The organism is Rhodopseudomonas sp. (assembly GCF_048594845.1).
Classification (GTDB): Bacteria; Pseudomonadota; Alphaproteobacteria; order Rhizobiales; family Xanthobacteraceae; genus Rhodopseudomonas.
This window is the reverse complement of the sequence record NZ_JBMDXE010000185.1, coordinates 1-22,000: the sequence shown is the minus strand read 5'-3', so window position 1 is coordinate 22,000 and position 22,000 is coordinate 1. Positions and strand designations below refer to the sequence as shown.

Genomic DNA, 22,000 nt, shown 5'->3' with positions numbered 1-22,000 from the left:
CCGACGATGATCGCGTAGATCACGTCCGGCTTGGTCAGCTTGATCTTGTTGATCACCGAGTTGAACTGGGTGTGGCCGAGCGGGAAGTATTCTTCGCCGACGACCTTACAGCCCTGCAGATGGCCCTCGATGTGCTTGCGGGCGATCTTGTTGGAGGTGCGCGGCCAGATGTAGTCCGACCCGAGCAGGTAGAAGCTCTTGGCGCCCTTGGTCTTGTTGACCCAGTCGAGGCCGGCGATGATCTGCTGGGTGGCTTCCTGGCCGGTGTAGATGACGTTCTTGGACTGCTCGAGGCCTTCGTAGAAGGTCGGGTAGTACAGCATGCCGTTGTACTGCTCGAACACCGGCAGCACCGCCTTGCGCGAAGCCGAAGTCCAGCAGCCCATGACGGCGGCGCATTTGTCGTTGACCAGCAGCTTCTTGGCCTTTTCGGCGAAGGTCGGCCAATCCGACGCGCCGTCTTCCTGCACGAACTTGATCTTGCGGCCGAGCACGCCGCCGGCTTCGTTGATCTGCGAGATCGCCAGCTTTTCAGCCTGCACCGAGCCGGTTTCGGAGATCGCCATCGTACCCGTGACCGAGTGCAGGATGCCGACGGTGACTTCGGTGTCGGTCACCGCGAGGCCGGTGGTGTTGACCGCGGAGGTCGCCGGCGCCTGGGCGAACGACGTGCGCGGCAGCATCGTCATCGCCGGAAGTGCGGCCATCCCCATCAGCAGCTTGCGCCGGAAAGGCGAATGAAGGCCCTGGTTCTTCTCGTCTGCCATGAACTACCCCTTCGTGTTGTTTGGACGCGTGTGCAGCCGGGGCAAACGATCGGCGAAATTTTCCGCTGCACCGATACGCAAGATCACGTATGTTGCATCGCAAGACCGCGACGTAGGTTTTTAACCACGCAAGGGAGCGTGGCATCGGGGAGAGCAGCGAGTGGTTGGGCGGCAGCGCATAGACCGCGTTCGGCGCCAGTATAATCAGTGGGTCGCCAACCAGACTCTCGAAGACTACGCGCTGCGGTTCACCGCCAAGAGCGCGCGCCGCTGGTCCGCGGCACGGGTCGCCAATACCGCGCTCGGCGCGATCTCGTTCCTAGCGCTGGAGGCGATCGGCGGCACTATCACGCTGAACTACGGCGTCACCAACGCCACCGCCGCGATCCTCGTGGTCAGCGTCATCATCTTCTGCTGCGGCCTGCCGATTGCCTATCACGCAGCCAGATGTGGCGTGGATATAGACTTGCTCACGCGCGGGGCCGGATTCGGCTATATCGGCTCGACCATTACGTCGCTGATCTATGCCTCTTTTACGTTCATCTTCTTCGCCATCGAGGCTGTTATTCTGGCCAAGGCACTGGAGATGTGTTTCGGCCTGCCGCTGGCGCTGGGCTATCTGTTCAGCGCCGTGGTGATCATTCCGCTGGTCACGCACGGCATCACGCTGATCAGCCGGTTTCAACTCTGGACCCAGCCGTTCTGGATCCTGCTGCACATCCTTCCGTTCGCGGCGATCGCGATCAAGAGTCCGGAATCTTTCGTCGAGTGGACCAGTTTCGCCGGCGCGCACGGCAATCCGGACGGTCACCTCGATCTGTTGTTGTTCGGCACCGCCGCCTCGGTGGTGTTCGCGCTGGTGGCGCAGATCGGCGAGCAGGTCGACTTCCTGCGCTTCCTGCCGCGCGACCGCCGCAGCTCGCAGGTGACGTGGTGGGCCGCGATGATCAGCGCCGGCCCCGGCTGGATCGTGCCCGGTGCGCTCAAGCTGATCGCCGGCTCGTTCCTGGCTTACTTCGCGCTGAGCCACGGCGTCGGCCCCGAAGATGCGGCCGAGCCGTCGCATATGTATCGCGAGGCGTTCCGCTACGTACTGGCGCAGCCGGAACTGGCGCTGGCGCTGACCGGCGCGTTCGTGATGCTGTCGCAGATTAAGATCAACGTCACCAATGCCTATGCGGGCTCGATCGCCTGGTCGAATTTCTTCTCGCGGCTGACCCACAGCCATCCCGGCCGCGTCGTCTGGCTGGTGTTTAACGTGCTGGTCGCGCTGCTGCTGATGGAGATCGGCGTCTACAAGGCGCTGGAGCATACGCTGGCGCTATATTCCAACGTGGCGATCGCGTGGGTCGGTGCACTGGTCGCCGATCTGGTGATCAACCGCCCGCTTGGCCTGCGGCCGCGGCAGATGGAATTCAAGCGCGCGCATCTCTACGACATCAACCCGGTCGGCGTCGGCTCGATGGCGATCGCCACGGTGATGTCGATCACGGCGTTCTACGGCGTGTTCGGGCCCAACGCGAAAGCGCTGGCGCCATTCGTCGCGCTGCTAGCGGCATTCGTCGCCGCGCCGGCGATCGCGCTCGTGACCCGCGGCCGGTTCTACATCGCCCGCAAGCCGAAGCGCGCCTGGCGCGACTTGTCGGCTATCAAGTGCTGCATCTGCGAGCATGCGTTCGAGCCCGAGGACATGGCGCATTGCCCGGCCTATGCGGGAGCGATCTGTTCGCTGTGCTGCTCGCTCGATGCGCGTTGCCACGACTTGTGCAAGCCGCATGCGCGGTTCGACGCACAATTCGCCGATACGCTAGGCAAGGTGCTTCCGGCGCGCATCCAGGCGCTGCTCAACTCCCAGGTCGGGCACTATCTCGGAGTCTTCACGGTGTCGGTCGGGCTGGTCGGCATCACGCTGCTGATGATCTATTTGCAGGCGGCGCCCGCCACCGACGCGCAACATATCCTGCTGTCCGAAATCCTGTGGAAGCTGTTCTTCGCACTGGTCATCATCGTCGGTGTCGTGACCTGGCTGTTCGTGCTGGCCCGGCAGAGCCGGCAGGCCGCCGAGGCGGAGACGCGGCGGCAGACCACGCTGCTGATGCAGGAAATCGACGCGCACCGGCAGACCGACGCCGAACTGCAGCGCGCCAAGGAAGTCGCCGAATCCGCCAATCTCGCCAAGAGCCGCTACGTGGTCGGCCTCAGCCACGAACTGCGCTCGCCGCTAAATGCGATCAGCGGCTACGCCCAGCTGCTGGAGCAGGACGGCAGCCTGCCGCCGCGGCCGCGCGATCAGATCCGGCTGATGCGGCGTAGCGCAGACCATCTCTCCGGCCTGATCGACGGCCTGCTGGATATTTCCAAGATCGAGGCCGGCCGCCTTTATCTGTCGCGCGACGAGGTGCGGTTCGGCGAATTCCTCGATCAGCTCGTCGGCATGTTCCGGCTGCAGGCGGCCGCCAAGGACGTCGAGTTCGTGTTCAAGCGGCCGCAATATCTGCCGCCGGTGGTCTATGCCGACGAGAAGCGGCTACGTCAGGTGCTGATCAACCTGCTATCGAACGCCATCAAGTTCACCCAGCACGGCAGCGTCCACTTCATCGTGCACTATCGGAATCCGGTGGCGGAGCTCGAAGTGCGCGACACCGGCCCGGGCATCCATGCCGACGACATCGAACGCATCTTCGCGCCGTTCGAGCGCGGCGCGCTCGGCGTGTCGCAGCCGCACACCGGCACGGGCCTCGGTCTGACGATCAGCAAGCTGCTCGCCGGCGTGATGGGCGGGGATCTCAGCGTCACCAGCACGCTCGGCCAAGGCTCGACGTTCCGCGTCAAGCTGCTGCTGTCCGAGGTTCCGAACCCGACACGCACCCGCGCGATCCGGGCGCCGATCCTCGGCTATCACGGCCCACGCAAGACCATCCTGATCACCGACGATGATCCGGCCCAGCGCAATCTGCTGCAGGAACTGCTGTCGCCGCTCGGCTTCATCGTGCTCAGTGCGCCGGACGGCTTCACCTGCGTCAGCCTCGCGGAGCATTGCCAGCCCGATCTGTTCCTGCTCGACATCTCGATGGCCGGCATGGACGGCTGGACCGTCGCCGAAACGCTGCGCACCAACGGTCATCACCACGCCCGCATCCTGATGGTGTCGGCGAGTGCGATCGAGGCACACGGCGCGCCACTGGCGCAGCCGTTCCACGACGGCTACCTGATGAAGCCGGTCGATATTCCGCGGCTGCTGGAGCAGATCGGCCAGCTGCTGAAACTGGAATGGATCCACAAGGGCGACGCTGCCGAGCCACGGGAAACCACCGGCGATATTCTCACGCCGCCGATGCAGCACGTCGAGGAATTGATCGAGCTCGGCAAGATCGGATACATCCGCGGCATCGAGTCCAAGCTCGACCAGATCAATACGGACTATCCTGAGTCAGCGCCGTTCGTGTCGCAGATCCGATCGCTGGTCGAGCAATTCGACCTCGAGCAATACATGAAGACCTTGAACACGCTGTATCGCCATGAACCATGACCTGAAGAAGCGCGACATCGTCCTGGTCGTCGACGACTCCCCGGAGACGTTGCGAATGCTGACCGACGCGCTCGACGGCGCCGGCATGACGGTGATGGTGGCGCTCGACGGCGCCGCGGCAATGCGGATCGTCGAGCAGATCACGCCGGACATCATTCTGCTCGACGCGGTGATGCCAGGGCTCGACGGCTTTGAAACCTGCAGGCGACTGAAGCGCAATCCGATGCTGTCGGACGTGCCGGTGATCTTCATGACCGGCCTCACCGAGAGCGAGCATATCGTCCGCGGGCTCGAGGCCGGCGGCGTGGACTACGTCACCAAGCCGATCGTGATCGCCGAGATGCTGGCGCGCATCCGCGTGCATCTCGGCAATGCGCGGCTGAGCCAGAGCGCGCGGGCGGCGCTCGACGTCTCGGGCCGGTTCCTGCTCGCGGTCGACCGCGTCGGCAAGGTGCTATGGGCGACGCCGCAGGCGCAGAAGTTGCTCGCCGCCGGCGACGCGTCGGAGGACGGCGTGCGGCTGGATCTGCCGAAGCCCTGGCTCGACTGGCTCGAGCAGGTACACAGCGGCCTCGCGCAGGCCAAGGCGCCGATGAAAGCCTCGCTGCTGCGCAATGACGAGCTGCGGCTGCAATATATGGGCAAGCTCGGCCCCAACGAATTCCTGCTGCGGCTGGCACGTGAGAGCTCGGGTGAATCGCCAAAGGAGTTCGCAACGGAATTCGGGCTGACCAGCCGCGAAAGCGAAGTGCTGGCCTGGCTCAGCAAGGGCAAGACCAACCGCGACATCGCGCAGATTCTCGGCCTCAGCCCCCGCACCGTCGACAAGCATCTCGAGCAGATCTACGCCAAGCTCGGCGTTGAAAACCGCACCGCGGCGGCGGCCATCGCGACGAATGCAGCGCGACGGGACTCGTGAGAGCGCGAACGCCACCGCACTCGATATCAATCTTGAAACGATCTCCGCGATTGCGAGGAGCGAAGCGACGAAGCCATCCCGTTCGATGAACGCCGCCGTTTGGCTGGGCTCGCAAGCGCGGCAGCGAGAGCAACTGATTGCACGGCACCGGGATGCCTCGACGCTAAGACGACCTAGGAGGCGTCGGCCGGGACGAAGCAGCTGATGATGATTGTGTTGTTGTGGCGCACGTACCAGACAATTGCCTCGCCCACGGGATTGCCGGAGTCGCGGATCACGGCTTTCTCCGGGACTTCGTACCAAGTCCCTTCGATCGGCACCCAATAGGCGCCGCCGCGAACGTCGTAGGTGGTGCGGTGACCATCGGCGACGTCGCAGCACGGCACGCCGGCCGGGCTCCGTTGCCGCTTGAACCAGTCTCTGATGTCCGCCGGCACGTCGTCGAACTGGCCGCGATCCACGGCGTCGGCGATCGTTCCGAAGGCCAACGAGATCAGCGTGGCGAGTGCACCAGCTCGGGCAATGGATCCTGTCCGCGGCATCGACTCGGGGCTCCATCCTGCGTCGATGCGGATCGTACGGATGCGCGGCCAAAACGCAAAGCGAAGTACTCCGCCCGCTTTGCTGCGCCGGAAGCGTGCTGGCCTGAAGTTAGGCAGAGCCTCGTCCTTGTGGAGCGAGCAGCAAGGCAAAAAGAAATGGCCGAGAAAACCCGGCCATATTCTTGTCCGTATGCATGCGTCGCCGTCAGTGTGTATTACTGTCCTGCCAACGTTCCAGATCGGGCTTGGACGACGCATCTTTCGTGGTTTGCGAACTTTGATCCGGCTTCTTCCACGGCTCCCGGGTGCCGCTCTTCATCGCATCGCCCGGACGGTCGTCCGGCTTTTTGTCGTCGGCCATGAACGGCTCCGATCTCGTTACTCCAGCCTCAGATTATCCTCGGCCGCGTCGACGACGCGGCGGGCCTTGTCGCCGACCTCGCCCACCGCCTTCATCACGCCATCGGGGGTCAGGCCCTGACGACGTGCCTCGTCGGCAGCGGCAGTGACCGCATCTCGCGTCGCAGCGGTGACGCGCTCGCTGGCATGATCGACGAGGCCGCGCGCCTGCGCCTTGAACTCGTCGCTCGTGTCGCCGAACAGATCGGCTTCAACGGCCGTCGATGGCAGCGACGCCGCAATGCCTGCGCCGATCGCCAGCCCGATGGCGCCGAGCAGCAGCGGCTGCTCCTCCAATAGATCAGTCATCCGCGACCTGGCGGCGCCAAACAGCTCCGAGCCGGCTTCCGGAATCTGGCGGCCTAGGTCACTGGCGCGATCAAGAACCGCAGAACTGCTATCCCGCACAGCGCCCGCCATGCTGGCGGCCTTGGCGCCGACATCAGCCATGCTGTCGCTGATACGGTCCTGTACGTCGTGGATCCGCGCACGCCCGGTTTCGACCAGATCGGAAGCCACGTCCGGCACCCGGTCGAGCCCGGCGCTGCGGGCGATCTTCGACGCACGCGGACCGGCGCTGCCGGCGAACAGCCACAACACGCCCATCCCGATCAGCGCAGTGGAGACCGGGTTGCGGCGCATCGCGTCGCCGAGATCGTGGATAAAAGGCATTGCCTTGCTGGTGTCGTTCACTTGACCATCTCCTTCGCGGCGACCTTGTCGCGCTGCAATTGTTCGATCGTCACGGTCGGTTTGAGCGAATCCGGAGACAACCGACTGACGCCGATCCACATCAGCGCGCCAGCGACGACCGCAGTCCCGCCTCCCGTGATCAGATAGGCCAGCGGCTGTGACAGGCCGTTCTCGATCAGCAGCGCCGCCAGCGCGAATAGTAACAGGACGAGGCCGGGAATCAGGATCACCGCGCCCGCTCCGATCATGGCGGCCGCCCGCCCGATCTGCCCGACCTTGTCGGTCATCTCGGCGCGGGCGAGATCGAACTCATTGCTGATCAGCTTCGCGAACTGATTGAACGCGTCGCCGAACAGCTCAGGGATCGACCGTTGATGAGGCGCCGTCATCGTCAGCTCCGATCCTCGGTCTCGGATCGCGCCGCCATGCTACGCGGCGCAGCCGCCGAAGAGCTCTTCAGGAAACGCACCGCGCCGAAACCGGCCAGCACGGCCAGGCCCAGGAAGGCGGTCGGCTGGCGTCGGGCAAAGTCCTGAACGCCGCGCACGAGATCGGAAATGTCGCCCTGCTGCACGGTGTCGGAGATCTCCTCGACCTTGGAGGCCGCCTTGCGCATATAGACACCGGCGATCGGAAGATCGTTGTCGAACTCGCGCGACGCACGGCGGATCGCGTCCGCCAGTCCGCCGATATAATCGGCGCCTGCTTCCCGCTGTGCATTGGCGCGGTTCTTGATCGCTTCGCCGGCTTCGGACGCGAACTCCCGTGCCGCACCGGCGAGATTTTCCGCCTGAGCCCGCGCGGCGTCGACCGACTCCTCGGCCAAACCGACGACCCGCTCCTTGATATCACGCCCTGCTTCGGTCGCCTGATCGGCCATGTTCTGGGCTTCCTTCTTTGCCGACTTCATCGGCTGAGCACGTGTGCCCGCGCCATTACCCGTCTTCTCGATCTGCTCGGCCATTCCCTGCTCCGTCCTGTCTCAATGCTTGTTCTGCGAGGGCGAATCGAAGGTCGAGGCCGCAGCTTCCGCCACCTTGCGGGCCCGCTCGCCGAGATCGCGCACCTGACCGCTGACATTGTCGGGCGATAATCCCTCGTCCTCGGCGGCGTTCATCGCGCTCTGATAAACCTCGCGGCCCTTCTGTTTCACGGCATCGACGCCGCGGTTCACAGTGTCCTCGGCCTGTTCGCGCAGCCGCCGGCTGGCCCTGCCGAAGATCTGCTTCTCGGCGCGCATCCGCGGAATCGCGCTGGCAATCAGTCCGCCGACGAGAAGTCCGACGCCTGCCACAAGCAACGGATGGGCGCTGACCGTCTCGGTGACGTTGCGGCTCGCGCGCTGGCCGAGGTCGCCTGCACGGTCGCGCATGCGCACTGCGGCATCGAGGCCGGCATCGGCCGTCTCGCCCATCTTGTGGCGAAGCCGCGCTGCAGCTTCGGTAGCGCTGTCGCGGACCGACGCGGCCGTGTCACGCACCGACGCGGCGGTATCCCGCAGCGTGTCTGAAACGGCATCGGCCAGACCCGCACCGCGATGCGCCGCATCATCCACTTCGCTCGCGAAAGCATGACCCGCGGCCGCAGCAGACCGGCCGAGATGATCGCTCTCGGCCGATAGCGTGCGGCTGAGGTCTTCGCCCTTCTGCTTCAAGTCGGCGGCTGTCGCGGCCGCAGTGCGGCGGAATTCGTCAGCCCGCGTACTGGCGGTCCCACCCGCCGCCTGGATCGCGCCGGCCGCATAGTCCCGCGCGGCTTCGGCCGTCTCGGCGACGTCCGAACCGAACGCGCGGGCACGCCGCTCGACTTCACCGGCGAGATCGGCTGCCGCGACGGAAGCCCGCTGGGTCAACCGCTGCCCCGATTTCGAGCCGGCCAGATACAAACCGGCGCCGACCATCAGCACCGGAGTCGGGATGGCCCGGACGACCTTCCACAGCGGATAGGCCAGCGTCGCGCCGACCGCGACCGCCTGCACCGGATTGTTGCGGATGGTGTCGCTGACCTTGTCGGCGAGCTCTTCGCCGCGGGTCTTGATGTAGCTGGTGACATCGTCCTTGATGGCCTGCGGCGAGTAGCGCTCGCGCAGATCGTTAGCGGTGTCGGCCACAGTGGCTCGCAGTTCACCGACGGTCTGGGTCAATCCGGCCCGCGCGTTCTCGGTGTCGCGTCGGATCTCGTCAAGGGTTCGACCTTCGTGCGCCATCGGTTCCTCCAGAAGTTGTGAGCGTCCAACTCTGTCAAGCAGACGATGTTCCTCGCCTGCGGGACAATCATCAGATGGTTTGGCACCCGCCGGATCGTAAGGCACCTCGCGGCTTGCTGCGACGAAAATGCCGACCTCTGCGGGCGGTTGTCGGACCGGATGCACATGGTTGCGGTAATCCAATCAGGGAGGCGCTGCAGGGTGCGGCCGATCCAACTTTGAAGTGTCCCTCCTGGGCTAAACTTCGCTACAAAGCCACCCACCCGGTCGCCATCGCGAGGCGCCGGGTGAACAGAAGGCCGGCCGGAAGAACGCCGGCTGAAGCCTCACACGGGGGAAATGCATGGCACTTCACGACTTCACGCTGGGCGACGTCTATCGTCGCAATGCCGCGCTGTTTCCGGATCGCACGGCGTTTGTCTTCGACGGCGGCCGACGTGTCACACACCGCGACTATCTGGCACGGAGCGAACGGCTCGCAGCCGGCCTGCGGCGCGATGGCATTCAGCCCGGGGACCGTGTTGCGATCCTGTCGCAAAATTGCGTGGAGATGGTCGAACTGATCGGCGCAGCCGCTCTGGTGGGCGCCATCCTGCTGCCGGTGAATTATCGGCTTGGCCCGGAGGAAATCGGCTTCGTGCTGAACGACGGCGGGCCGGCGGTGCTGATCGTCGGGCCGGAGTATCGCGACATCGTCGCCGGGCTGCAGCCGTCGCTGCCGAGCGTGCGGCGCATCTACGCGATCGGCGCCGAGCCGGCCCCGTTCGTGCCCTTCGCCGAGCTGGCGTCGGACGAGGCCTTCGTGCCTCCGGAGGTTGTGGCCGCGGACGGCTTCGTCATCATCCACACCGCGGCGGTCGGCGGCCGGCCGCGCGGCGCGCTGATCTCGCAGGGCAATCTGCTGATCGCGCAAAGCTCGCTGATCGAGGCTTGGCACCTCGCGGAGACCGAGGTCAATCTCGGCATGCTGCCGCTGTTTCACGTCACCGGCCTTGGGCTGATGCTGACGCTGCAGCAGGCCGGCGGCGCCAGCGTGATCGCCGCCAAGTTCGACCCGGCGCAGGCGGCGCGTGATATCGCCGCCGAAAAAGTCACCGTGATGGCCGAGTTTGCGCCGATGCTGGGTAACATCCTGGATCAGGCGACACCCGCCCAACTGGAGAGTCTGCGCGCCGTGACCGGCCTCGATGCGCCGGCAACGATCGAACGCTTCCAACAACTCTGCCCGCAGGCGACGTTCTGGGCGACGTTCGGCCAGTCTGAGACCTCGGGCCTATCGACCTTCGCGCCTTATCGGGACAGGCCGGGCTCCGCCGGACGGCCGTTGTTCTGGCGAACAGTCGCGGTGGTCGACGCCGAGGACAGGCCGTTGCCGCCCGGCGAAGTCGGCGAGATCGTGGTGCGCGGCCCGACCGTGTTCAAAGGCTACTGGAATAACGATGCCGCGACCCGCCACGCGTTCCGCGGCGGCTGGCACCACACCGGCGACATGGGCCGGTTCGACGCCGACGGCTATCTTTTCTACGCCGGCCGCGCGCCTGAAAAGGAGCTGATCAAAACCGGCGGCGAGAACGTCTACCCCGCCGAGGTCGAAGCGGCGCTGAAGCAGCATCCCGCCGTGGCAGACGCGGTGGTGATCGGCGTGCCGGACCCGCAGTGGAGCGAGGCGGTCAAGGCAGTCTGCGTGCTGAAGGCGGGCGAAACCATCGCCGCCGAGCAACTCGCCGATTTCGTCGCCTCGCTGATCGCGCGCTACAAGAAGCCCAAGCACATCGTGTTCGTCGCCGAGCTGCCGAAGACTTCGGCCGGAGCCATCGACCGGGCAGCAGTGAAGGCGGTTCACGGAGCCGCTTAACAATGCACGAACAGCCGGCGCTTCGACACGCCGGCTGTTTGCTCCGTCCTTCTGGTTTACGGCAATCCGCCGCCGCCCATGGCGCCGTAAACCTGGCCGGTCGAGTAGCTGGCGTCGTTGGCGGCGAGCTGGACGTAGATCGACGCCAGCTCGGCCGGCTGGCCGGGACGGCCCAGCGGCGTCATGCCGCCGAATTTCTCGAGCTTCTCCATCGTCGCGCCGCCGGAGACCTGCAGCGGCGTCCAGATCGGGCCCGGCGCAACCGCGTTGACGCGGATGCCCTTCGAAGCAAGCTGCTTGGCCAGCGAGCGGACGTAGCTCGTGGTCGCCGCCTTGGTCTGCGCGTAGTCGTACAGTTCGGCCGATGGATCGGTGGCCTGCTCGGACGATGTGCCGATGATACAGGAGCCCGGCTTCAGATGCGGCAGTGCCGCCTTGGTGATCCAGAACGGCGCGTAGATATTGGTCTTCATCGTGGCGTCGAAATCTTCCGACGACACGTCGAGGATCGAGGCGCGGGTCTGCTGGCGCGCAGCGTTGTTGACCAGGATGTCAAGCCCACCGAGCTGCTGCACCGCCTGCTCGACCAATCGGGTACAGAAGGTTTCGTCGCGCAGATCGCCCGGGATCGCAACAGCGTTGCGGCCGGTTTGCTTGATCAGCTCGATCACCTGCCGGGCGTCTTCCTCTTCGGCCGGCAGATAGTTGATCGCCACATCGGCGCCCTCACGGGCGAAAGCGATTGCGGCGGCGCGGCCCATGCCGCTGTCGCCGCCCGTGATCAGCGCTTTGCGGCCGGCGAGCCGGCCCGAGCCCTTGTAGCTTTTCTCGCCGTGGTCCGGCGGCGGATTCATCTTCGACGCCAACCCGGGCCAGGGCTGTTCTTGGCGCTGGAACGGCGGCTTCGGATATTTGCCGGCGGGATCTTCGAACGGCGCGGCGGTCGCCGCCGCATTCGACGGTTCGGCCTTCTGCGCGAAGGCGGGCGCTGCGGCGGCCGCCACGCCGAGAACGCCGGCGCCCGCACCGCCGACCACATTCCTGCGGGTGATTTTATCGATCATCTCTGCTGTCCTGCTGATGTCAGCGGCAACAGCAGTGTCTCGCGATCGTTCCTGCCGCGCAGGATCGATCGCTGGTCGCCAGATCCAAATAGCGGCTTTTGCTGACTCTGTTAGACCGGATAGCCGGGGGAGCGACGCGCCATGCCATCGAACGCATCGAGCAACCTATCGCGCCAGGCGTAGACCGGATCGGCCGTCTCCAGGAGCGCGAAGGGACTGACGACCCGCGCCCACTGGAAGCCGCCGAACACAATGTAGTCCGCGTAGTTCGGCTTGTCGCCACCGATGAAGGGCTGCGCCTTGAGGGTCAGCCGCAACGGGTCGAGCGACTTGCGGAACCCGACGACCGCGTTGTCACGGCTCGCGGTGACCTCCTCTACAGTCTTGCCGAACCTCGCCTCGCGGGTCTTGCGGAAATATGCCTGATCCTCTGGGCGAAGATGCGGAACGATGTCGGAGACGATCAGCGGAACGATGCCGCCGATCACCACCACGTCGCCCCAGGCGTTCACGAGCCGCGCCATCGCCCGTCCGCCCTCTCCGCCGAACAGCGATGGCCTGTCCGTATAAGCGTCTTCGAGATAGAGCGCGATGGTCCAGGAATCCACGATCGCCTTGTCGCCGGCGAGCAACACCGGCACCTTTTCGGAGTTGTAAGGCGCGATCGCCGCCTTCTCGGTGAACCGCCACGGGATGGATTCGGCTTCGAGGCCTTTGTGGGCCAGCGCCATCCGGATCCGCCAGCAGTACGGTGAGAACGGCCGCGCCTTATCGTGGCCGACGAGTTCGAACAGTTTCAAGGTCATCGCTTGTTCCAGCATTCGACTCCGCAAAGCGGCGCGATCCAGGAAGGCCGCACAAGATCGCTTCGCTTGGGGGCGACGATCGAAGAGATCGGGGCGGCGGTCAAGCCTGCCGGCAAATCTACGAGAGCGACGTGTAGCTTCTAGCGGCCGTGGTCCTTTTCTTTGAGCAGACGGCGATAATACGTACTTCGGTCGATCCCCAGCCGCCGCGCGGCGCGTGATACGTTGCCGTCACTCGCATCGAGTGCCGCCTGCAGAGCCGACCGGGTGTGCTCCGCGAGCGAGGTCGGCGGCGGCGCGCTGATCAGCACGTCGCAGGACGGCGCCGCACCCCGGATCTCAGTCGGCAATGCCGAGACATCGACAGGCCGGCCCGGCTCGCCGAGCACGAGCAGCGCCCGCAGGGTGCCGACCAATTGGCGGAAATTGCCCGGCCACTCATAGGCCGCCAACAGCCGCTCGACTTCCGCCGAAAGCTCGACGCCTGCAGTCTCTCCGCCGAGTTGGCGCCATAGCCGCCGAACCAGCGCGAGCCGATCCGGATGATGGCGGACTGGCGGCCGCTCGACGACATACTGAGCGATACGGAAGTACAGATCCTGACGGAATGCTCCAGCCGCCAGAAGTGTCGACAACGACTGATGCGTCGCGCAGATCAGCGCGAAGTCGACCGGCACCGGTTTGCCGCCGCCGAGCGGCGACACCTGCTTGTCCTGCAGCACGCGGAGCAAACGGCTCTGCAACGACAACGGCATGTCGCCGATCTCGTCAAGAAACAGCACGCCCTGGTCGGCTTGGCGTAGCAGGCCCGGCGCGCCCTGCCGCCGCGCGCCGGTGAAGGCGCCGGCCTCATAACCGAACAGCTCGGACTCGATCAGGCCTTCCGGCAGAGCCGCGCAATTGACCGGGATGAAAGGCTTGGCGCGACGGTCACTCTCCGCATGCACACGGCGCGCGAAGACGTCTTTTCCGGAGCCGGTCTCGCCCAGCAGCAGCAACGGAATGCCAGCATTCACCAGGCGCACCGCGCGCGACAGCGAGGCCTGCATTTCCTCGCCGAGAATCGGCTCGATCTCGCCCGGCGCTGGTGACGGCGATGTCGCCGACCGAGGCGCGACCGGACGGCCGCGGGATGGGCGATGCGAAGCCTCGAGGAGACGGCCGTAAAGTCGTGCCCCCTCCGGCCCGCGTAGCGGCTGGATCTGATCTGACGGCCGAATTCCGGGCAGCAGCGCTGCCAGCTTCGCCCGATTGATCGACGACCACTCCAGCCGCATCAAATCAAGGCCGCGCCGATTGGCACCGACCAGCACGCCCTCGGCGAAGGCCAGGACGCCCTCGCGCGGCGTGCCGACCAATGCCCGGTCCGCATGAAAGCGGAGCATCGTGCAATGCTCGAAGCCCTCGCCAAAAAAGCGATGTTCGATTTGCTCGGCGGCGAGACGCATCAATCCGAGCGCATGAACATGGCGGATCGCTGCCGGGCCGGTCATGTCGAGCGCCCCCGCGACATTGCCACGCGGATCGATCAGCGGAGCCGCCGCACAGGCGAGGATCCCGTGGGGCTCGAAGAAGTGCTCCGCCCCATGCACCGCGATCGGCAGCCGCTCGACCAGCGCTGTCCCGATCGCATTGGTTCCCGTCGCGGCCTCGCTCCATGACACACCTGGCCGCAGGGCCACTTCCGCCGCGCGTCCGGCAAAGGCCGCGTCGCCGACCATGTCGAGCACCACGCCAGCCGTATCGGTGAGAATTACTACGCTACCAGTGAGGCGTGCGTCGCCCTGCAGCGCATCCAGCTCGGGCCGAGCCAGACGACTGAGACATGCATGACGCTCTTGAAGCTCCCGCAACTCATAAGCAGTTGGCGGTTCGAGCGAAGGCGAGCGGCTGACGTCGAGGCCTTGCCCGGCGCATCGCTCCCAGGACCGCAGGATCGGCGCGGCGACAATTCCAGAAACAGACCGTCCTTCGTCGAAGAAGCGACGACGCGCGACGAAAACGGCATCATGACTTGATGCAGGCGACATGGGCGTCTCCGGGATGTTGGATTCTGCAACAGCTGTTGCGCCCAACTGATCGCAGTATCTCACGCAGTGTCGCGCGCTGTCCAGAGAACGAACGTCACGCCGAATCTGCGCAACGTAGAATCCTCCCAGACTTATCAACGTTCTGCGCAATTGGTCGCGCGTGCGCCGCTATCTCCCGAGCTGTTGGCACATGATGTGCGTAGTTGCTTCCGCTTCATTAATTCGGGAGGAAGCCATGAACATCATCACGACACTGCAGCCCAAGGCGGCTTCGATCTTCAAAGCGCGCTACGGTAATTTTATCGGCGGTCGCTGGGTGGAGCCGCTCGACGGCCGCTACTTCGACGACACCACGCCCATTACGGGCGGCACGCTCACGGAGATTCCGCGCTCGCAGCAACAGGATATCGAACTGGCGCTCGATGCCGCGCACGCGGCGAGCCCGGGCTGGGCCAAGACAACGACGACAGAGCGATCACTCATTCTCAATCGCATCGCAGATCGGATGGAGGACAACCTCGATCTGCTCGCAACCGCGGAAACGCTCGACAACGGCAAGCCGATCCGCGAGACGCGCGCCGCCGACCTGCCACTGGCGATCGATCACTTCCGCTATTTCGCAGGTGCACTCCGCGCGCAGGAAGGCTCAATCTCGGAAATCGATCACGACACCATCGCGTATCATTTCCACGAGCCGCTCGGCGTCGTCGGCCAGATCATTCCCTGGAATTTTCCGCTGCTGATGGCGGCGTGGAAGCTGGCGCCGGCGCTCGCCGCCGGCAATTGCGTGGTGCTCAAGCCGGCCGAGCAGACCCCCGCCTCGATCCTGGTGTGGGCCGAACTGATCGCCGACCTGCTGCCGCCCGGCGTCCTCAACATCGTCAACGGCTTCGGCGTCGAAGCCGGCAAGCCTCTGGCGTCGAGTCCGCGCATCGCCAAGATCGCCTTCACCGGCGAGACCTCGACGGGCCGGCTGATCATGCAATACGCCAGCGAAAACCTGGTGCCGGTGTCGCTGGAGCTTGGCGGCAAATCGCCGAACATCTTCTTCGGCGACGTGGCGGCCGAGGATGATCCGTTCTTCGACAAGGCGATCGAAGGCTTCGTCATGTTCGCGCTCAACCAGGGCGAAGTGTGCACCTGTCCGAGCCGCGCGCTGGTGCAGGAGTCGATCTACGATCGCTTCATGGAACGCGCCCTCGCCCGCGTCGCTGCGATCCGCCAGGGCGACCCGCGCGATCCGGCGACGATGATCGGCGCACAGGCCTCCCGGGAACAGCTCGACAAGATCCTGTCCTACATCGACATCGGCCGGCAGGAAGGCGCCGAACTGCTCGCCGGCGGCGCCCGCGCCGAGCTGCCCGGCGATCTCGCCGGCGGCTACTACGTGCATCCGACCGTGTTCCGCGGCCATAACCAGATGCGGATCTTCCAGGAAGAAATCTTCGGCCCCGTGGTCTCGGTCACCACCTTCAAAGACGAGGCCGAGGCGGTCGCGATCGCCAACGATACCCAGTACGGCCTCGGCGCCGGCGTCTGGACCCGCGACGGCACCCGCGCCTATCGGTTCGGTCGCGCGATCGCCGCCGGACGGGTGTGGACCAATTGCTACCACGCCTATCCGGCGCACGCCGCCTTCGGCGGCTACAAGCAATCCGGCATCGGGCGCGAGACCCACAAGATGATGCTCGATCATTATCAGCACACCAAGAATCTGCTGGTGAGCTACGGCACCGGACCGCTCGGCTTTTTCTAGACGCAACTGAGTCATCGGCGGATGCGACGCACCCGCCGCAGCACTGCCGGACGGCATTCGTCGCGCCGTCCGGGCGGCAGGGCATTGCCCTGCAAAGCGAGGCGATGGGGACCGACGCATTGGTCCCGTCGCGCATCTCATCCACCACCGACCAACAACAAAGCCATGGAAGGAAGCACCAATGACTGCAACGACCTTTTTCATCCCCTCCCTCAACCTGTTCGGCGCCGGCTGCGTCTCCAGCGCGGCGGACCACGCCAAGGCACGCGGCTTCAAGCGGGCGCTGATCGTCACCGACAGCGGCCTGCACAAGCTCGGCGTCGCCGATCAGATCGCCTCGATACTGATCGAGCGCGGCGTGGGCAGCGTGGTCTTCCCCGGCGCAAAGCCGAACCCGACCATCAGCAACGTCGAGGACGGGCTGGCGCTGCTGAAGCAGGAGAACTGCGACTGCGTGATCTCACTCGGCGGCGGCTCGGCGCACGACTGTGCCAAGGGCATTGCGCTCACTGCCACCAATGGCGGCAGCATCAAGGACTATGAAGGCGTCGACAAATCCGAGCACGCCCAGCTTCCGCTGATCGCCGTCAACACAACGGCCGGCACGGCCAGCGAAATGACGCGGTTCTGCATCATCACCGATGAAGAACGTCAGGTGAAGATGGCGATCGTCGACCGACACACCACGCCGCTGCTCTCCGTCAACGATCCGGTTCTGATGCTCGGCAAGCCGCCAGCCCTGACCGCTGCGACCGGCATGGATGCGCTGACCCATGCGATCGAGGCCTATGTGTCGATCGCCGCAACGCCGATCACCGACGCCTGCGCCCTGAAGGCGATGTCGATCATCTCCAACAGCCTGCGCACCGTGGTGGCGGAGGGCCAGAACCTCGCCGCGCGCGAGGCGATGTCCTATGCGGGCTTCCTCGCCGGGATGGCGTTCAACAACGCGTCGCTCGGCTATGTCCACGCCATGGCGCACCAGCTCGGCGGCTTCTACGATCTCCCGCACGGCGTCTGCAACGCGGTGCTGCTGCCGCACGTGCAGGCCTACAACGCGCAGGTCGCGGCCGGACGGCTGAAGGACGTCGCGCATGCGCTTGGCGTCGACACCACCGGCATGACCGATGCGCAAGGCGCCGACGCCGCCATTCACGCCATCCAGCGGCTGTCGGCCGACGTCGGCATTCCGTCCGGCCTCGGCGGTCTCGGCATGAAGGAGACCGACGTGCCGATCCTCGCCGCCAACGCGCTGAAGGACGCCTGCGGCTTCACAAACCCGAAGCAGGCGACACAGACCGAGATCGAAACGATCTTCCGCGCCGCCGCCTGACGGCATCGTTCGAACTCCGCGGACGCGTTCGCGCGTCCGCACCTCGCCTTGGTCATTCCCGGTTCACGACCAGCGCTCTCGCTCCGGAATGACGAACGACAGGGGCACGGATCAGCAACGGACGGATCAATCTCCGACGGATGCTTGATCGCTATCCATAGCGATGGGTCTAACGCCCCCAGCGATCCTGCCAGATTTTCTCGCCGACCAGGCACGAGACCCGCGGGCTTTGCTCCTTCTCCGCGATTGGCGTGATCCGGCCCGGCGGTGTGAGGCCAGCGACCTCCATCACCAGCTTGGCGCGGATCGCCTCCTGGAATTTGTCGCGGCTCTTGATCGTCACGACGAAGGAGCCCGGCCCGCCAATGACGCAATCCTCATAGTAATAATCGAGGTTTTCGATATCCATCGTCGAGTAGGACGGCTCCTTGACCATGATCGGCAGACCGTTGATAACGATGCCCTTCTCGACCGCGGCGTCGCGCGCCAGCGTCACTGGCGCGCCGTTGTTGTTGGGTCCGTCGCCCGAGACGTCGATCACGCGGCGGAGGCCGTGATACGGATTCTGATCGAACAGCGGCACGGCAAAATTGATCGCGCCGGAGATCGAGGTGCGCGAGGCACGGCGCAGCGGCGCGTTCATGATCTCGGTGGCGACGGCGTCGGCGGATTCCGGTCCGTCGATCACCTGCCAGGGCAGGATGATCTTCTGATCGCCGGCGGCGGCCCATTCGAAATACGTGACCGCGATGCGGCCGGTCGGTCCAGTCTTCAGCGTCTTGAGAAACTCGCCAGAACGTAGGGCCTGCGCGTAGCCTTCACGCTGCACGGAGAGTTCGTCCATATCCATCGAGTAGGAGACATCCACCGCGAGGATCAGTTCGACGTCCACGGTCTTGGAGTCATCGAGGCGGTCTGCGAAGTGTGGCGCGCGGTTCGGCGCGGCAAGGCCCGCGACCATGCCGGCCGCCGTGACGGCGGCAATCGTGCCGATCGAGATCCATCGCATCGCACGCCCTCCGATCGAGGATGACATGATCGTGACACGCCGCACGCAGCGCGCAACCGGAAAGCCGGTTCCGCACTGATCACGTTTCGGTCACTGATAGCAGCCGCACGGTCGGCGCCCCGCTGCATCCAAAATGCGCACGCCGCCGACCCGCCGCAGGTTTCGCGCGCGCGGCCGGAGTTGTACAATCGGACCGATCAACAGCGGTGCAGGCTCATGAGCAACATCGATGTCGTGACACGGCGGACCACCAAGACGAAGCCGAAGGTCGAGCGGCCGAAGCTGCACAAGGTGATCCTCGTCAACGACGACTTCACGCCGCGTGAGTTCGTGGTGATGATCCTGAAGGCCGAGTTCCGGATGACCGAGGAGCAGGCTTACAAAGTCATGCTTACCGCGCATCAGCGCGGCGTCTGCGTCGTCGCCGTGTTCACCAAGGATGTCGCCGAAACCAAAGCCACCCGCGCAACCGACGCCGGCCGCGCCAAGGGCTATCCGCTGCTGTTCACCACCGAGCCGGAGGAGTAAGCGTCCGGCCGATGCGCGTGACTATAGCCCCTCGGCAGCCTGCAGCGTCTCGATCTCAAGTCCATAGACCCGCTGGACTTGCGACAGACCTTCGATCGGGAATTCGCCGATCTCGACGAAGCCGTCGCCGCACAGGCTGATGAAGTCGGACGATGCCACCACGGTGCGGCCGAGCCGGCCGGCGATGCGCTCCAGCCGCGCGGCTAGATTCACCGCAGGACCGACGCAGGTGAAGTCGAGCCGGTTGCCGCCGCCGATATTGCCGTACAGCACCTGCCCGACATGCAGCGCGACGCCGAAGCGGAAGCTGTCGATGACGTGGTTGCCCTCGATGTAGTTCATCTTGGACACGGCGACGCGGCACTCGTGCGCCGCAGCCAGCATGCGGGCGCAGACGTCGGCTTCGTCGGCGCGGTCATCGGCGATCGGAAACACCGCGAGCAGCCCGTCGCCCATGAATTTCAGCACCTCGCCGCCGTGGCGCAGAATGGGCCCTACCTGGCAATCGAAGTAAGCGTTGAGCAGCTTCACCATCACTTCGGGCGGCAGCCGGTCGGAGAGCGCCGTGAAACCGCGCAGGTCCGACAGCCAGATCGCGGTGCGCAGGATGTCCGCATGGCCGCGGCGGATCTGGCCGGCGAGGATGCGGGCGCCGGCGCGGTTGCCCACATAGGTGTCGAGCAGCGTCGTGGCGATCTCGCGCAGGCTCAGCACTTCGACCAGCCGGGCGATCGGCGGGATCACTGAGCGAATGGCATCGAGTTGCGCGTCGGTGAAGCCGCCCGGCTGGCGCGTGGCGTAGCTGGCCGCATGGAAACTGCCGTCGAGGAATTGCAGCGGCAGCGCCGCATAATCGGTGATGCCTTCGGCGCGCATGTCGTCGAAGATCGGAAATCTGTAGCTCGCCGGATCGTCGAGCCGGAACCGGACCTCGACGCCGTGGTCATACAGCACCTTGAGCGGGCTGCGCAGATACTCGTCGGACAGATCGACATCGACGGTCGTATCGCCGACCTCGGCTTCCTTGCCCGGCCGCCAGATGAAGCGATGTCCGTAGATGTCGGGATGCAGCGTTTCGACGAACACGGCGACGCGGGCCAGCGGCACGCCGGCCTCGACCAGGCGCTCGCACGCCTGGGTCATCATCAGGACAGGATCGGGGGCGGAGCGCGCGCCGTCGATCAGCCAGTCGATCAGGGCGCGGAGGCGTTGTTCGTGCATTCCGGTACCAATAGCAGGCCGGAGGCCGCTTTGCACCGGGTCCGGTGATCAGCCGAGCTATGCGCCGACCTGACCGCGGTGACGCAACAAATGGTCGGCCAGCACGCAGGCCACCATCGCCTCGCCGACCGGAACCGCGCGGATGCCGACGCACGGATCGTGACGGCCCTTGGTCAGGATCTCGGTGTCGGCGCCGGCGCGATCGACGGTCTTGCGCGGGGTCAGGATCGACGACGTCGGCTTCACGGCGAACCGCGCCACCACCGGTTGCCCGCTGGAGATGCCGCCAAGAATGCCGCCGGCGTGGTTCGACAGGAAGTGCGGGCCGTGATTGCCCATTCGCATCTCGTCGGCGTTCTGCTCGCCGGTGAGCTCGGCGCTGGCAAAGCCGTCGCCGATCTCGACGCCCTTGACGGCGTTGATGCTCATCAGCGCCGCGGCAATGTCGCCGTCGAGCTTGGCGTAAATCGGCGCGCCGAGGCCGGCCGGCACGCCCTCGGCGACGATCTCGATGACCGCGCCGATCGACGAGCCGGCCTTGCGGATGCCGTCGAGATAGTCGGCGAACAGCGCAGCGGCGTCCTTGTCGGGACAGAAGAACGGGTTGTTGCCGATCTCGTCCCAGTCCCATTTGGCGCGGTCGATCTTGTGCGGCCCGATCTGCACCAGCGCGCCGCGCACGGTCATGCCAGCGATCACCTTGCGGGCGACGGCGCCGGCCGCGACGCGGGTCGCGGTCTCGCGCGCTGAGGAGCGGCCGCCGCCGCGATAGTCGCGGATGCCGTATTTCGCCTCGTAGGTGAAGTCGGCGTGGCCGGGACGGTACTTTTCCTTGATGTCCGAATAGTCCTTGGAGCGTTGGTCGGTGTTCTCGATCTGCAGCGCGATCGGCGTGCCGGTAGTGACCTGCTCGCCAGTCTGTGGATGCGCCATAACGCCGGACAGGATCTTCACCTGGTCGGCTTCCTGGCGCTGGGTGGTGAAGCGCGACTGCCCCGGCCGGCGACGGTCGAGATCACCCTGGATGTCGGCCTCGGTCAGCGGGATCAGCGGCGGGCAGCCATCGACCACACACCCGATCGCCACGCCGTGGCTCTCGCCGAAGGTGGTGACGCGAAACAGATGGCCGAAAGTGTTGAACGACATGGCGGACCCGCACCTTGAGGATTGCGCCGGTTTGGTAACGCGCCGGCCGGACCGGGTCAAACCGCCCCTCTCCTTCCTTCTCCCTCGTGGGAGAAGGTGGCGCGGACGAAGTCCGTGCCGGATGAGGGGGGCACGGAGCGCGCGTGGCGACGCGGCGCCCGCCCCCCCCCGCCGGCCCCACCCCAACCCACCACCAC

The 22,000-nt window shown here is 65.5% G+C and carries 19 protein-coding genes; 6 read left to right on the top strand and 13 right to left on the bottom strand.

Annotation, left to right across the window (positions count from 1 at the left end; genetic code table 11):
• Nucleotides 1-767: transporter substrate-binding protein (locus ACOJTD_RS11725; RefSeq protein WP_420133088.1), on the bottom strand; the 767-nt coding region annotated here is incomplete at its 3' end.
• A 160-nt stretch (nucleotides 768-927) separates the two neighbouring features.
• On the opposite strand from ACOJTD_RS11725, the gene ACOJTD_RS11720 reads away from it, so the two are divergent.
• Both ACOJTD_RS11720 and ACOJTD_RS11715 read left to right on the top strand, forming a co-directional pair.
• Nucleotides 928-4,296: an ATP-binding protein gene (locus tag ACOJTD_RS11720; protein WP_420133087.1), complete on the top strand. Its 3,369-nt coding sequence runs from the start codon at nucleotides 928-930 to the stop codon at nucleotides 4,294-4,296.
• Nucleotides 4,286-5,215 carry a response regulator gene (locus ACOJTD_RS11715; protein WP_420133086.1) on the top strand — a complete coding sequence of 310 codons (930 nt, stop codon included), beginning with the start codon at nucleotides 4,286-4,288 and terminating at the stop codon, nucleotides 5,213-5,215. Before ACOJTD_RS11720 ends, ACOJTD_RS11715 begins: the two co-directional genes overlap by 11 nt.
• Nucleotides 5,216-5,388: 173 nt before the next feature.
• Here the strand turns inward: ACOJTD_RS11715 and ACOJTD_RS11710 are convergent, their stop codons facing one another.
• From ACOJTD_RS11710 to ACOJTD_RS11685, 6 genes are all read right to left on the bottom strand, one after another.
• Nucleotides 5,389-5,757 carry a hypothetical protein gene (locus tag ACOJTD_RS11710; protein WP_420133085.1) on the bottom strand — a complete coding sequence of 123 codons (369 nt, stop codon included), beginning with the start codon at nucleotides 5,755-5,757 and terminating at the stop codon, nucleotides 5,389-5,391.
• 205 nt (nucleotides 5,758-5,962) lie between these two features.
• Nucleotides 5,963-6,118: a hypothetical protein gene (locus ACOJTD_RS11705; RefSeq protein WP_420133084.1), complete on the bottom strand. Its 156-nt coding sequence runs from the start codon at nucleotides 6,116-6,118 to the stop codon at nucleotides 5,963-5,965.
• Between the two features lie 17 nt (nucleotides 6,119-6,135).
• Nucleotides 6,136-6,849 (bottom strand): hypothetical protein, encoded by a 714-nt coding sequence (locus tag ACOJTD_RS11700; RefSeq protein WP_420133083.1) that lies wholly within the window; start codon nucleotides 6,847-6,849, stop codon nucleotides 6,136-6,138.
• Nucleotides 6,846-7,238, bottom strand: coding sequence for a phage holin family protein (locus ACOJTD_RS11695; protein WP_420133082.1), 393 nt, complete (start codon nucleotides 7,236-7,238; stop codon nucleotides 6,846-6,848). The genes ACOJTD_RS11700 and ACOJTD_RS11695 overlap by 4 nt, the downstream gene beginning before the upstream one ends.
• 2 nt (nucleotides 7,239-7,240) lie before the next feature.
• Nucleotides 7,241-7,813, bottom strand: coding sequence for a hypothetical protein (locus ACOJTD_RS11690; protein ID WP_420133081.1), 573 nt, complete (start codon nucleotides 7,811-7,813; stop codon nucleotides 7,241-7,243).
• Between the two features lie 18 nt (nucleotides 7,814-7,831).
• Nucleotides 7,832-9,055 carry a hypothetical protein gene (locus tag ACOJTD_RS11685; protein ID WP_420133080.1) on the bottom strand — a complete coding sequence of 408 codons (1,224 nt, stop codon included), beginning with the start codon at nucleotides 9,053-9,055 and terminating at the stop codon, nucleotides 7,832-7,834.
• A gap of 343 nt (nucleotides 9,056-9,398) precedes the next feature.
• Between ACOJTD_RS11685 and ACOJTD_RS11680 the strand changes: the two genes are divergently transcribed.
• Nucleotides 9,399-10,910 carry an AMP-binding protein gene (locus tag ACOJTD_RS11680; RefSeq protein ID WP_420133079.1) on the top strand — a complete coding sequence of 504 codons (1,512 nt, stop codon included), beginning with the start codon at nucleotides 9,399-9,401 and terminating at the stop codon, nucleotides 10,908-10,910.
• 56 nt (nucleotides 10,911-10,966) lie between these two features.
• Here the strand turns inward: ACOJTD_RS11680 and ACOJTD_RS11675 are convergent, their stop codons facing one another.
• The 3 genes from ACOJTD_RS11675 to ACOJTD_RS11665 all read right to left on the bottom strand — a co-directional run bounded on the left by ACOJTD_RS11675 (nucleotide 10,967) and on the right by ACOJTD_RS11665 (nucleotide 14,810).
• Complete coding sequence (locus ACOJTD_RS11675; protein ID WP_420133078.1) at nucleotides 10,967-11,974, bottom strand: SDR family oxidoreductase; 1,008 nt, start codon at nucleotides 11,972-11,974, stop codon at nucleotides 10,967-10,969.
• A 110-nt stretch (nucleotides 11,975-12,084) separates the two neighbouring features.
• Nucleotides 12,085-12,780 carry a glutathione S-transferase family protein gene (locus tag ACOJTD_RS11670; protein ID WP_420133077.1) on the bottom strand — a complete coding sequence of 232 codons (696 nt, stop codon included), beginning with the start codon at nucleotides 12,778-12,780 and terminating at the stop codon, nucleotides 12,085-12,087.
• A 140-nt stretch (nucleotides 12,781-12,920) separates the two neighbouring features.
• Nucleotides 12,921-14,810 (bottom strand): sigma-54-dependent Fis family transcriptional regulator, encoded by a 1,890-nt coding sequence (locus ACOJTD_RS11665; protein WP_420133076.1) that lies wholly within the window; start codon nucleotides 14,808-14,810, stop codon nucleotides 12,921-12,923.
• Between the two features lie 235 nt (nucleotides 14,811-15,045).
• Here ACOJTD_RS11665 and adh point away from each other — a divergent pair, with 235 nt between their 5' ends.
• Nucleotides 15,046-16,566 (top strand): aldehyde dehydrogenase, encoded by a 1,521-nt coding sequence (adh, locus tag ACOJTD_RS11660; RefSeq protein WP_420133075.1) that lies wholly within the window; start codon nucleotides 15,046-15,048, stop codon nucleotides 16,564-16,566.
• A gap of 181 nt (nucleotides 16,567-16,747) precedes the next feature.
• Nucleotides 16,748-17,899 carry an L-threonine dehydrogenase gene (yiaY, locus tag ACOJTD_RS11655; protein ID WP_420133074.1) on the top strand — a complete coding sequence of 384 codons (1,152 nt, stop codon included), beginning with the start codon at nucleotides 16,748-16,750 and terminating at the stop codon, nucleotides 17,897-17,899.
• Between the two features lie 169 nt (nucleotides 17,900-18,068).
• Here the strand turns inward: yiaY and ACOJTD_RS11650 are convergent, their stop codons facing one another.
• Nucleotides 18,069-18,908 carry a DUF1194 domain-containing protein gene (locus ACOJTD_RS11650; RefSeq protein ID WP_420133073.1) on the bottom strand — a complete coding sequence of 280 codons (840 nt, stop codon included), beginning with the start codon at nucleotides 18,906-18,908 and terminating at the stop codon, nucleotides 18,069-18,071.
• Nucleotides 18,909-19,124: 216 nt separating this feature from the next.
• Between ACOJTD_RS11650 and clpS the strand changes: the two genes are divergently transcribed.
• The gene (gene clpS / locus ACOJTD_RS11645; protein WP_420133072.1) at nucleotides 19,125-19,436 is read left to right on the top strand and encodes an ATP-dependent Clp protease adapter ClpS; all 312 of its coding nucleotides are present in this window, start codon (nucleotides 19,125-19,127) and stop codon (nucleotides 19,434-19,436) included.
• Nucleotides 19,437-19,457: 21 nt separating this feature from the next.
• Here the strand turns inward: clpS and ACOJTD_RS11640 are convergent, their stop codons facing one another.
• A complete protein-coding gene (locus ACOJTD_RS11640) occupies nucleotides 19,458-20,657 on the bottom strand; it encodes an adenylate/guanylate cyclase domain-containing protein (protein ID WP_420133071.1) in 1,200 nt (399 codons plus the stop codon).
• Between the two features lie 57 nt (nucleotides 20,658-20,714).
• The gene (gene aroC / locus ACOJTD_RS11635) at nucleotides 20,715-21,803 is read right to left on the bottom strand and encodes a chorismate synthase (RefSeq protein WP_420133070.1); all 1,089 of its coding nucleotides are present in this window, start codon (nucleotides 21,801-21,803) and stop codon (nucleotides 20,715-20,717) included.
• Between the last annotated feature and the right edge of the window lie 197 nt (nucleotides 21,804-22,000).

Bases quoted from the DNA above. Each gene is read 5' to 3' on its own strand.
- ACOJTD_RS11670 (WP_420133077.1), bottom strand. From the start codon at position 12,780: ATGACCTTGAAACTGTTCGAACTCGTCGGCCACGATAAGGCGCGGCCG.
- ACOJTD_RS11710 (WP_420133085.1), bottom strand. From the start codon at position 5,757: ATGCCGCGGACAGGATCCATTGCCCGAGCTGGTGCACTCGCCACGCTG.
- ACOJTD_RS11650 (WP_420133073.1), bottom strand. From the start codon at position 18,908: ATGCGATGGATCTCGATCGGCACGATTGCCGCCGTCACGGCGGCCGGC.
- ACOJTD_RS11705 (WP_420133084.1), bottom strand. From the start codon at position 6,118: ATGGCCGACGACAAAAAGCCGGACGACCGTCCGGGCGATGCGATGAAG.
- aroC (WP_420133070.1), bottom strand. From the start codon at position 21,803: ATGTCGTTCAACACTTTCGGCCATCTGTTTCGCGTCACCACCTTCGGC.
- ACOJTD_RS11695 (WP_420133082.1), bottom strand. From the start codon at position 7,238: ATGACGGCGCCTCATCAACGGTCGATCCCTGAGCTGTTCGGCGACGCG.
- adh (WP_420133075.1), top strand. From the start codon at position 15,046: ATGAACATCATCACGACACTGCAGCCCAAGGCGGCTTCGATCTTCAAA.
- ACOJTD_RS11640 (WP_420133071.1), bottom strand. From the start codon at position 20,657: ATGCACGAACAACGCCTCCGCGCCCTGATCGACTGGCTGATCGACGGC.
- ACOJTD_RS11675 (WP_420133078.1), bottom strand. From the start codon at position 11,974: ATGATCGATAAAATCACCCGCAGGAATGTGGTCGGCGGTGCGGGCGCC.
- ACOJTD_RS11685 (WP_420133080.1), bottom strand. From the start codon at position 9,055: ATGGCGCACGAAGGTCGAACCCTTGACGAGATCCGACGCGACACCGAG.
- yiaY (WP_420133074.1), top strand. From the start codon at position 16,748: ATGACTGCAACGACCTTTTTCATCCCCTCCCTCAACCTGTTCGGCGCC.
- ACOJTD_RS11665 (WP_420133076.1), bottom strand. From the start codon at position 14,810: ATGTCGCCTGCATCAAGTCATGATGCCGTTTTCGTCGCGCGTCGTCGC.
- clpS (WP_420133072.1), top strand. From the start codon at position 19,125: ATGAGCAACATCGATGTCGTGACACGGCGGACCACCAAGACGAAGCCG.
- ACOJTD_RS11715 (WP_420133086.1), top strand. From the start codon at position 4,286: ATGAACCATGACCTGAAGAAGCGCGACATCGTCCTGGTCGTCGACGAC.
- ACOJTD_RS11690 (WP_420133081.1), bottom strand. From the start codon at position 7,813: ATGGCCGAGCAGATCGAGAAGACGGGTAATGGCGCGGGCACACGTGCT.
- ACOJTD_RS11680 (WP_420133079.1), top strand. From the start codon at position 9,399: ATGGCACTTCACGACTTCACGCTGGGCGACGTCTATCGTCGCAATGCC.